The sequence below is a fragment of the Streptomyces sp. NPDC058678 genome (genome assembly GCF_042714835.1).
Taxonomy (GTDB): Bacteria; Actinomycetota; Actinomycetes; order Streptomycetales; family Streptomycetaceae; genus Streptomyces.
Window position 1 is genome coordinate 1 of the sequence record NZ_JBHXSG010000139.1, and the last position, 9,214, is coordinate 9,214.

General features: G+C 70.1%; 9 protein-coding genes. 3 read left to right on the plus strand and 6 right to left on the minus strand.

Annotation, left to right across the window (positions count from 1 at the left end):
- Nucleotides 1–115: 115 nt before the first annotated feature.
- The 3 genes from ACFWWR_RS47660 to ACFWWR_RS47670 form a co-directional block, all read right to left on the minus strand.
- On the minus strand, nucleotides 116–1,642 hold the full coding sequence (locus ACFWWR_RS47660) for a cellulase family glycosylhydrolase (protein WP_384310613.1): 1,527 nt from the start codon (nucleotides 1,640–1,642) through the stop codon (nucleotides 116–118).
- A gap of 130 nt (nucleotides 1,643–1,772) precedes the next feature.
- Nucleotides 1,773–2,594 carry an ABC transporter permease gene (locus ACFWWR_RS47665; protein WP_384310614.1) on the minus strand — a complete coding sequence of 274 codons (822 nt, stop codon included), beginning with the start codon at nucleotides 2,592–2,594 and terminating at the stop codon, nucleotides 1,773–1,775.
- Nucleotides 2,591–3,571: an ATP-binding cassette domain-containing protein gene (locus tag ACFWWR_RS47670; protein ID WP_384310615.1), complete on the minus strand. Its 981-nt coding sequence runs from the start codon at nucleotides 3,569–3,571 to the stop codon at nucleotides 2,591–2,593. Before ACFWWR_RS47670 ends, ACFWWR_RS47665 begins: the two co-directional genes overlap by 4 nt.
- 88 nt (nucleotides 3,572–3,659) lie before the next feature.
- Here ACFWWR_RS47670 and ACFWWR_RS47675 point away from each other — a divergent pair, with 88 nt between their 5' ends.
- Nucleotides 3,660–4,466, plus strand: a complete 807-nt coding sequence (locus tag ACFWWR_RS47675) for a TetR/AcrR family transcriptional regulator (protein WP_383870759.1) — start codon at nucleotides 3,660–3,662, stop codon at nucleotides 4,464–4,466.
- Here ACFWWR_RS47675 and ACFWWR_RS47680 read toward each other — a convergent pair.
- Complete coding sequence (locus ACFWWR_RS47680; RefSeq protein WP_384310617.1) at nucleotides 4,446–5,426, minus strand: WD40 repeat domain-containing protein; 981 nt, start codon at nucleotides 5,424–5,426, stop codon at nucleotides 4,446–4,448. The two genes, ACFWWR_RS47675 and ACFWWR_RS47680, sit on opposite strands and share 21 nt — an antisense overlap.
- Nucleotides 5,427–5,515: 89 nt before the next feature.
- On the opposite strand from ACFWWR_RS47680, the gene ACFWWR_RS47685 reads away from it, so the two are divergent.
- Nucleotides 5,516–6,190 carry an SGNH/GDSL hydrolase family protein gene (locus ACFWWR_RS47685; protein ID WP_383870755.1) on the plus strand — a complete coding sequence of 225 codons (675 nt, stop codon included), beginning with the start codon at nucleotides 5,516–5,518 and terminating at the stop codon, nucleotides 6,188–6,190.
- A gap of 24 nt (nucleotides 6,191–6,214) precedes the next feature.
- On the opposite strand, the gene ACFWWR_RS47690 is transcribed toward ACFWWR_RS47685, so the two are convergent.
- On the minus strand, nucleotides 6,215–7,138 hold the full coding sequence (locus ACFWWR_RS47690) for a nuclear transport factor 2 family protein (protein WP_384310619.1): 924 nt from the start codon (nucleotides 7,136–7,138) through the stop codon (nucleotides 6,215–6,217).
- Nucleotides 7,139–7,256: 118 nt separating this feature from the next.
- On the opposite strand from ACFWWR_RS47690, the gene ACFWWR_RS47695 reads away from it, so the two are divergent.
- On the plus strand, nucleotides 7,257–8,252 hold the full coding sequence (locus tag ACFWWR_RS47695) for an aldo/keto reductase (RefSeq protein ID WP_383870749.1): 996 nt from the start codon (nucleotides 7,257–7,259) through the stop codon (nucleotides 8,250–8,252).
- A gap of 195 nt (nucleotides 8,253–8,447) precedes the next feature.
- Here ACFWWR_RS47695 and thpR read toward each other — a convergent pair whose 3' ends face one another.
- Nucleotides 8,448–9,020, minus strand: coding sequence for an RNA 2',3'-cyclic phosphodiesterase (gene thpR, locus ACFWWR_RS47700; protein ID WP_383870746.1), 573 nt, complete (start codon nucleotides 9,018–9,020; stop codon nucleotides 8,448–8,450).
- Nucleotides 9,021–9,214: the final 194 nt, after the last annotated feature.

A 9,214-nucleotide genomic window follows, 5' to 3' on the forward strand; every position in this document is an offset into this window, starting at 1 on the left:
GCCGGATTCAGCGTGCGTAGTGGGTCTGGTGGGCGTGGATTTTTTTATAATCCCCTGGGCACCCCTGGGGCCGCCGGGCGTACGCCGGGCGCCCTTCTTCGTGCCTCGCGCTGGTTCAGGTCGCCATGCAGGTCACCGCCGGCACACCCCCGCCCCCGGGCGCGCCCCCGAACCCGAAGCTCGCCGAACCGCCCGCCGCTACCGCCCCGTTGTGCGAGGCGTTCACCGCGCTCACCGTCGCCCCGGACTGGGTGTACGACGCGTTCCACATGCTGGTGACCTTCTGCGCACCGGGCCAGGTCCAGGTCACCTTCCAGGACTTGAGCGCGGTCGTGCCCGGGTTGGTCACCTTCACCTCGGCGTTGAAGCCCGAGCCCCAGTCGCTGCTGACGGTGTAGGCGGCGGTGCAGGCGGCCGTGCCGCCGCCGGGACCCCCCGGGTCACCGGGGTCGGTGGGATCGCCACCGCCCGCCGGGAACCCCGGCGCCTTGATGCTCGCCAGGTATCCGTCCTTCACCGTGTCCACGGTCGACCAGTCGTCCTTGAGGATCCCGCCGGTGTCACCGGAGTTGGGGTTCCAGGACCAGAAGGTCCAGTGGAAGGAGTCCGAGCCGTACGCGGACGTCGAGCGCAGGTACGTCACCAGCGCGGCCAGCCACTTCTGGTCCACCGTGGACTGGAGTGTCGTACCGAACTCGCCGACCCACACGGGCGCGATGTTCTGTTTGAAGATGTAGCCCCAGTACTTGTCCCAGATGCCCGGCATGTTGGCGGGGAACGACGGGTCGCTGAACCAGCTCTGCTGGGCCACGCTCGTGGCGTAGTCGTGGGCGGAGTACACGACCCGGTTCGGCACGTCGAGCCGTACCGGGTACTCGGCGACGCCCATCAGGTTGCCGCCCCACCAGCCGGAGACGCCGTTGAAGGTCTGCACGCCCTCGACGAGGATCAGCAGGTCGGGGTTGACGGAGAGCACCGCGTTGCCGGCCCGCTCGGCCGCCAGGCGCCAGTCCCTCGTCGTGTCGCCGCAGCCCCAGCAGGCGGGGTCGTGCGGCTCGTTGTGCAGGTCGATGCCGATGACGGTGGGGTTGCCCCGGTAACGGGTCGCCAGGGCCTTGAGGTTGGTGATCCAGGTCGACTCGGGGACCGCCGAGGTGTACCAGAGCGCCGACTGGCCGGCCGCGTCCGGGCGGTGCCGGTCGAGGATGACCTTCAGGCCGTCCTGACCGGCGTACGAGACGATCCTGTCCAGGACCTGGAGGGAGGTGAGCCCCCGCAGGTCGGCGTTCTTGCCGCCGGAGAAGTCGATGCTGTCGGGGACGGTACCGCTCTTGAGGATGTCGTCGCTGAAGGGCATGCGGAGGGTGTTGTAGCCCAGCGACTTCATCTGGTCGATCATGCTCTTGTAGTCGCGGGCCCAGAGGCCGTGGGTGACGTGGTTGGCGGTCTCGAAGCCGAACCAGTTGATGCCGGCGATCCGGACGGGCTGCCCGGCGGCGTCCAGGATCTGCCGGCCGCTGGTGTGCCAGTAGCCCGCCCCCGGTTCGGCCGCCTCGGCCGCGTCGGCGGTCTGGGCTGCGGTCAGGGGTAACAGGAGCGCCGCGGCAACAGCGCACAGCGCTTTTCGCAAGCTGTGGAACACGTCGCTGCTTCCTCTCGGGAGGCGCGGGCCCGGAACCGATGGGAGCGCTCCCACCGCACCACGCACCCCCCATGGAAGCCATCACCCATGAACACGTCAAGACAGCCGACGTCCCCTTGTGCGCCGGCCGTCACCGGCTCAGCTTCTGGAACCTCCGTACCGCGAGCGGCAGGAAGATCGCCGTGAGCACCACCGGCCACACCCCGGCCATCAGCAGGGCGTGCTGCTCGACCCAGGAGTCCCCGGTCCCGACCGGCGTTCCGAACAGCTCGCGGGTGGCCGCGGCCGTGGAGGAGATCGGGTTCCAGGCGGCCACATGGCCCAGCCAGTCGGGCATCAGCTGAGGCGCGACGAAGATGCTGGAGATCATGGTGAGCGGGAAGGCGACCGCGAACAGCCCGCCCGCCGCCTCCGGGTTGGGCACCAGCAGCCCGAGCCATACGCCGATCCAGATCAGCGCGAACCGCAGCCACAGCAGCAGTCCGAAGGCGGCGAGGAAGCCCCAGCCGCCGTCCGGCCGCCAGCCCATGGCGAACGCGGTGGCCATCATGATCCCCAACTCCGCGCAGGCGACCAGCAGATCGGTCACCCCGCGGCCGGCGACCACGGCGGACGAGGCCATCGGCATGGAGCGGAAGCGGTCGATGACGCCCCTGGTGGAGTCGTAGACGACGACGGTGGCGGTGTTGATGAAGCCGAACGCCATCGTCATCACGAACATCCCGGGCATCAGGAAGTCCTGGTAGTCCCCGCCGCCGGGCACCTGCATGGCGCTGCCGAACACATAGCCGTACAGGAGGACGGACAGGATGGGGAAGCCCAACTGCCAGGCGATGTTGATCGGCTGGCGCTGGTAGTGGGTCAGTCCGCGGCGGACGATGTTCCAGCAGTCGGCGAGGGCCCAGTACACGCGGCCGCGGGCGTCCTGGCCGGTCAGGTCGACGGCGCTCATGCGACGGCCCTCTTTTCGGTCTGTTCGGTCGTCTCGGTCCGGTGTCCGGTCAGGCGCAGGAACACGTCGTCGAGGCTCGGCCTGCGCAGCCCGATGTCCTCGACCCGTACACCCTCGTCCTGCAGGGTCCGCGCCACCTCCGTCAGCGCGGACACCCGGTCGGTCACCGGGGCGTGCACCCGCAACTCGGCCTCGTCCGCCTCGGGTTCGCCGTCGCAGACGCGGGCGACGACCTTGACCACCCTCGGGATCTCCGACCGCTCGGCGACCACGATCTCGATACGGTCGCCGCCGATGCGGTTCTTCAGCCCGTCCGGGGTGTCGTCGGCGATGGCCCGGCCGTGGTCGATGACGGTGACGCGGGAGGCCAGCTTGTCGGCCTCCTCCAGGTACTGCGTGGTCAGCAGCACGGTGGTGCCGCTCGCCACCAGCGCCCGTACGGAGTCCCAGACCTCGCCGCGGCTGCGCGGGTCGAGGCCGGTCGTCGGCTCGTCGAGGAACAGGACGGCCGGGGCGAGGATCATCGAGGCGGCGAGGTCGAGGCGGCGCCGCATGCCGCCGCTGTAGCCGCCGACGCCCTTGTCGCCGGCGTCGGTGAGGTCGAACTGGTCCAGCAGCTCCACGGCCCGCAGCTTGGCGCGCCTGCCGCCCAGGTGGAACAGGCGGCCGAACATCTCCAGGTTCTGGCGTCCGGTCAGTACCTCGTCGACTGCCGCGTACTGCCCGGTGAGGCCGATGCGGGCGCGCACCTCGCGCGGCTGCCGGGCGACGTCGAGGCCGGCCACCGTCGCGTGTCCGCCGTCCAGCCGGACGAGCGTGGACAGGATGCGGACCGCGGTCGTCTTGCCCGCGCCGTTCGGCCCCAGCAGGCCGTGCACGGTGCCCTCGCGGACGGCCAGGTCGAAGCCGTCGAGGGCGCGTTTCTCGCCGTAGCGCTTCTCCAGGGCCTCGGCCCGCACGGCGTATCCGTCGCTCATGGGTCCCCCTTCTCGGTAACTGGGTACACCGTACCCGATAGCGAGTACGGTGTACCCAGTTTTTCCGCGAGGACTTAAGCTGGGCTCCATGAGCGGCAAGGGCGGTACGGAGACCAGTGGCAGCGGCGACATCGTCCGCACCCTGGAACTGCTGTGGGACACCGGCCGGCGCCCCAGCCGCGGGCCCAAACCGGCCCTGACCCTGGACCGGATCGTGGAAGCCGCCGTCCGGGTCGCGGACGAGGAGGGGCTGGAGGCGGTGTCCATGCGCCGGATCGCCACCGAGCTCGGCACCGGCGCCATGTCCCTGTACCGGTACGTGCCCGGCAAGGGCGAACTGCTCGACCTGATGCTGGACCGCGTACAGCGCCCCTCGGAGAACCCCGCCGACCTCGGCGACGGCGGCTGGCGCTCGGCCCTGGAGGCCATGGGCCGCGCCACCCTCGCGCTCTACCGCCGCCACCCCTGGCTGCTCCAGGTCAACCAGTCCCGGCCGATCCTCGGCCCGAGCGCCCTCGACGGCATGGAGAAGGTGCTGTCCCGGATCAAGCCGATGGGGCTGACCGACCCCGAACTGGTCTCGGCGGTCATCATGATCGACGGCTACGTCGTCGGCGCCGCGCGCACCCAGCTGTACCAGCGGGAGGCGGAGCGCCGGACGGGTCTGACGGACACGGAGTTCTGGCAGGCCCAGGCGCCGATGCTGGAGGAGATCATGACCTCGGGCCGCTTTCCCCTGCTCGCCTCCCTCGCCGAGGACACCTGGGGTTCCGACTTCGACCACTTCGAGTTCGGGCTGCAGCGGATCCTGGACGGGCTGGAGGTGTTCGTCGACGAGCGGGCAGCGAAGGCAGCGGGCGAGCGGGCAGCGGGTTCACGAACGGCGACGGAATAGCCGCCGGAAGCCGATCACGGCCGCCAGGGCGACGGCCGCGGCGATCGCGCCGACCTTGACGTTGCTGCCGCCGTCGTCACTTCCGGTGTCGTTGCCGTCCGCGGAACTCTCCCTGCCGGAGGGGGACTCGGACCCGGTGTCCCCGGGCGCGTCCTCCGGCTTCACGGGACTGTCGGCCCCTTCGGCGCCGAACATGAGCGTCGACCCGTCGTCGGTGTAGGTGACGGACTCGCCCTGCCCCAGGAACGGCACGCCGACCCGCTCCAGCCGCTTGATCTTCCCGTCGTTCCAGTCGTAGGCGATCGCCCCGAAGTAGCTGCGCACGACAAGGTGTTCACCGTCGGGCGACAGGGCCGCGTCGGTGGCCTCCAGGTCGGCGACGGGGGCGATGGGCTTGAAGACGTTGGTCCCGGAGGCGGAGAGCTCGGCCGGACCCTCGTACAGGTGCCCGCCCTTCTCGTTCTTGTCGACGATATAGACCCGCCCGGTCTTCGGGTGCACGACCAGGGACTCGGCGTCCCGTGCCCCGTCCGAGTACTTCACGACGTACTGCGTGGCCCGGATCGTCTGGTCCCGCAACTCCTTGGGCTCGGGCAGTCGGTAGATCCACACATAGGGCCAGGTGCCGCCGAGGTTGTCGCCGATGTCGCCGACATAGATCTCGTTGCCGGGGCCGATGGAGATGGCCTCGACGTCACGGGGGGTGCCCACCCCGGTCAGGGTGACGGTCGCGACGGTCTTTCCCGTCCCGCTGTCGACGGCGTAGAGGTAGGCCCCGTCGTCGCTGTCGTTGTGCGTCCAGTAGATGCCGGGGTGTTGGCGGGAGGCGGCCAGCCCGCTGGACTCGGTGATACGGGGGTCCGTGATGGTGAACTCCTTGCCGCCGTCGGCGGCGGAGGCCGGCAGGGCAAGCGCACCGACGAGGAAGCCCGCGGCGAGGAAGGCAAGGGAGCGACGCATGCCCCAAGCCTGCCATCCCGCGCCGCGATCCACGGATGGGTGGCGGTCCTCACACCCCGGCCGGCCCGCCGATCGTTCATCATGAGCGGATGCTCAGGTTCATGCCCGTCGGCGATTCCCAGACCATCGGCAGTGCCGGCGAACACACCTGGCGCTACCGGCTGTGGCAGCACCTGCGCGAGACGTACGGCGCCCCGTTCACCCTCGTCGGCCCGCGCGAGGCGCTGTACGACAAGGTGACCGACACCCCCACGTCGTACGAGTACGCCGACCCCGACTTCCCGCGCTCGCACCTCGCGGGCTGGGGCGAGGGCTGGATGCACATGGCCCCACTGATCGGCGAGGCGGTACGGGAGCACCGGGCGGACGTCCTCCTGGTCTCGCTCGGCCTGATCGACCTGGGCTTCTACACCGACGCCGAACAGACGGCCGAGAACGCCCGCCGCTTCGTCGCCGAGGCCCGAACCGCCAACCCGCGCGTCCGCACGGTCGTCCTCCCGGTCATCCCGAACACACTCGCCGAGTCGGACACCGCCTTCGCCGAGCAGGTCGCCCTCTTCAACGAACTGCTGGCGAAGACGGTCGCCGACCTGGACGAACCCCGCTCACCCCTGCTGCTGGCGTCGCCGCCGGCGTCGTACGACATCCACACGGACACCTACGACGGCACGCATCCCAACGCGAGCGGCGAGCACAAGGTCGCGGCGGCCTTCGCGGACGCGATGCACCAGGCGTGGGGCCTCGCGGAGCCGTACGACGGCTGAAGCACGGCGGCGGGGCGGCCGGCTCTAGAACATCGTGTTGTCGTTCGCCGAAGTGGCCGGCACGTCCTGGAGCACGTCCCAGTGCTCGACGATCTTCCCGTTCCGCACCCGGAAGAGGTCCACGACCGCCTGGCCGCGTTCGCCCGGCGCGTTGACGTAGTGGCTGTGGACCGCGACCAGGTCGCCCTCGGCGACGATCCGCTTCGGCGAGACGGACAGCTGCGGGAACGCCTCGAAGTACCCGCCGAGGCCCGCCTTCACGCCCGCCACGCCGTCCGCGATGCCGGGGTTGTGCTGGTGGTACTCGGTGCCCCAGTACGTGTCGATCGCCGACAGGTCCTTCTTCACGAGGAGTTGGTCGAAGGCCTCGGTCACCAGCTTCTTGTTGTACGCCGTCAGCCACCGCGACCCCGGCGCCTCCGTCCGCGGCCGACTCATCGTCGAGAACATGTCGTTGCCGTTGGCCGTGGTTTCCGGCACGTTCTGCGCGGCGTCCCAGTGCTCGGCGATCTTCCCGTCCTGGAAGCGGAAGATGTCGAAGACGGCCGACCCCCGGGTCCCCGGCGTCAGCACGACGTTGGAGTGCACGAGGACCAGGTCGCCCTCGGAGATGACTCGCTTGATGTCGTACTCGGCGTCCGGGAACTGCTGGTGCAGACCCGCCCCCAGGTTCTTCAGGGTCTCGGCGCCGTCGGGCGCGAGCGGGTTGTGCTGAATGTAGTCCGGCCGTACGAACCGGTCGACGACCGCGGTGTCGCCCTGCTCGAACACGCCCTTGAGGACGCGTACGGCAACGGCCTTCTGGTAGTCGAGCCGCACTCCCTCTCCGTAGCGCACCGAGTGGTGGGCGGACGGGGCGGCGACGGCGGGTACGGCGGCGGTTCCCAGCAGGGCGCCGGCGGCGAGCGCGGCGACGACGATGCGGCGCGCGGGCGTGGTGGGGGTCACGATCGATGCTCCAGACCTTGAAAGTTCAAGTTAATACTTCCCGAAGGAAAGCACTAACTTCCAGTTAGCGTCAAGGCTGCTTGCATAGAGCGCACTCCAGGTCGTTGGCTAGGCAGTCATGAAGTACACGCAGCTCGGACGCACGGGACTCAAGGTCAGCCGACTGGTGCTCGGCACCATGAACTTCGGTCCGCAGACCGACGAAGCGGACAGTCACGCGATCATGGACGCGGCACTGGACGCGGGGATCAACTTCTTCGACACGGCGAACGTGTACGGCTGGGGCGACAACAAGGGCCGTACCGAAAGCATCATCGGGAACTGGTTCGCCAAGGGCGGCGACCGGCGCGACAAGGTCGTCATCGCCACCAAGGTGTACGGCAACATGGCCGGGGACGGCGCGGCCGCGTGGCCCAACCACGACAAGGTGTCCGCCCTGAACATCCGGCGGGCGGTGGACGCCAGCCTCAAGCGGCTGCAGACCGACCACATCGATCTGTACCAGTTCCACCACATCGACCGTGCCACTCCCTTCGAGGAGATCTGGCAGGCCATCGACGTGCTCGTCCAGCAGGGCAAGATCCTCTACGTCGGGTCATCCAACTTCCCCGGCTACAAGATCGCCCAGGCCAACGAGATCGCCGCCCGGCGCTCCGGCACCATCGGCCTCGTCAGCGAGCAGTGCCTGTACAACCTCGCCGAGCGCCGCGCGGAGATGGAGGTCATCCCGGCCGCGCAGGACTACGGCGTCGGCGTCATCCCCTGGTCGCCGCTCCAGGGCGGCCTGCTCGGCGGCGTGCTCAAGAAGGAGGTCAAGGGCGGCCGGCGGGCCTCCGGACGGGCGGCCGACGCGCTCGCGAACCCGGCCGTACGGGCGCAGATCCAGTCGTACGAGGATCTGCTCGACAAGCACGGGATCGAGCCCGGCGAGGCCGCGCTGGCCTGGCTGCTCACCCGGCCCGGCGTGACCGGCCCGATCGTCGGCCCGCGCACTGCCGAGCAGCTCGAGTCGGCCCTGCGGGCCATCGAGCTGGAGCTGAGCGAGGAACTGCTGGCCGGCCTGGACGAGGTCTTCCCGGGTCCTGGCCCGTCGCCGGAGGCCTTCGCCTGGTAGCACACCGAAGGGGCGCGGGGGACTGCGCGACCAGCCGCTCGCGGCCCGCGGTCGGCGAAACAACGTGCGGTTCCCCGGCGCTCCCCGCTCGGCAGCTACCTGCCGAGCGCAGCCGCCAGGGCAACGACGACGAACATCAGCACAAGCGCACCGGCCATGATCCGGTTCCGGGTTTTCGGGTCCACGCCTCCGAGCCTAACCGGCCGCACCGAGAGGCCAGCGGGCGACCGCCTCGTAACGGGGCTGCTCGCCCGGAACTCCCGATGTCGGCAGGTTGCTGCGGACCAGCGTCAGCTCGTCCACCGTCCAGGTGCGGCTCGTGAACGACTCCAGGGCCTCCAGGTACGGCCGTACGTCCACGTCGTCCCGGCTGCGGGCCACCGTCAGGTGGGCCTTGTACCGGCGGTGCTCGCCCATCTCCACGCCCGCCTTGCGCGCCGCAGCCTCCGCCCGGTCGGCCAGCAGCCGCAGCGCGGGCAGGTCGCCCTCGGCGCCCGCCCACAGCGCACGCCCCTTGCCGAACTGACCCCCGCCGCGCACCGCCAGCGGGAAGGGCGCGGTGCGGTGGGCGGCCCGCTCCAGGCGCGCCGACAGGTCAGGCACCAGCTCGTCCGCCACCTCGCCGTAGAACGCGAGGGTGAAGTGCCAGCCCGGCCGGCCGGTCCAGCGCAGGGCGTCCGCACCGGGCAGCCCGCGCAACCCGGCCACCTCGGCGGCGAGTTCGGCGGCCACGTCCTCGGGTGGCAGTACGGCGGCGAAGAGTCTCATGCGGTCACCCTAGGAGGGTGCGCCGAGGACCGCCCCCCGGTCCGTCGAAGGCGCGTCCGACCGCCTGCCAATTCGCCCTGGAGCGCGGACGGTTGGTCACCTAGTGACCTGAGTCAGAGATTCGTCGGCAGTAGGCGGCTACTTTGTCGAGGATCTCGTCAGCGGTCTTCGTCCAGACGAAGGGTTTCGGATGC

Bases quoted from the DNA above. Each gene is read 5' to 3' on its own strand.
- thpR (WP_383870746.1), bottom strand. From the start codon at position 9,020: ATGAGACTCTTCGCCGCCGTACTGCCACCCGAGGACGTGGCCGCCGAA.
- ACFWWR_RS47685 (WP_383870755.1), top strand. From the start codon at position 5,516: ATGCTCAGGTTCATGCCCGTCGGCGATTCCCAGACCATCGGCAGTGCC.
- ACFWWR_RS47665 (WP_384310614.1), bottom strand. From the start codon at position 2,594: ATGAGCGCCGTCGACCTGACCGGCCAGGACGCCCGCGGCCGCGTGTAC.
- ACFWWR_RS47670 (WP_384310615.1), bottom strand. From the start codon at position 3,571: ATGAGCGACGGATACGCCGTGCGGGCCGAGGCCCTGGAGAAGCGCTAC.
- ACFWWR_RS47695 (WP_383870749.1), top strand. From the start codon at position 7,257: ATGAAGTACACGCAGCTCGGACGCACGGGACTCAAGGTCAGCCGACTG.
- ACFWWR_RS47675 (WP_383870759.1), top strand. From the start codon at position 3,660: ATGAGCGGCAAGGGCGGTACGGAGACCAGTGGCAGCGGCGACATCGTC.
- ACFWWR_RS47680 (WP_384310617.1), bottom strand. From the start codon at position 5,426: ATGCGTCGCTCCCTTGCCTTCCTCGCCGCGGGCTTCCTCGTCGGTGCG.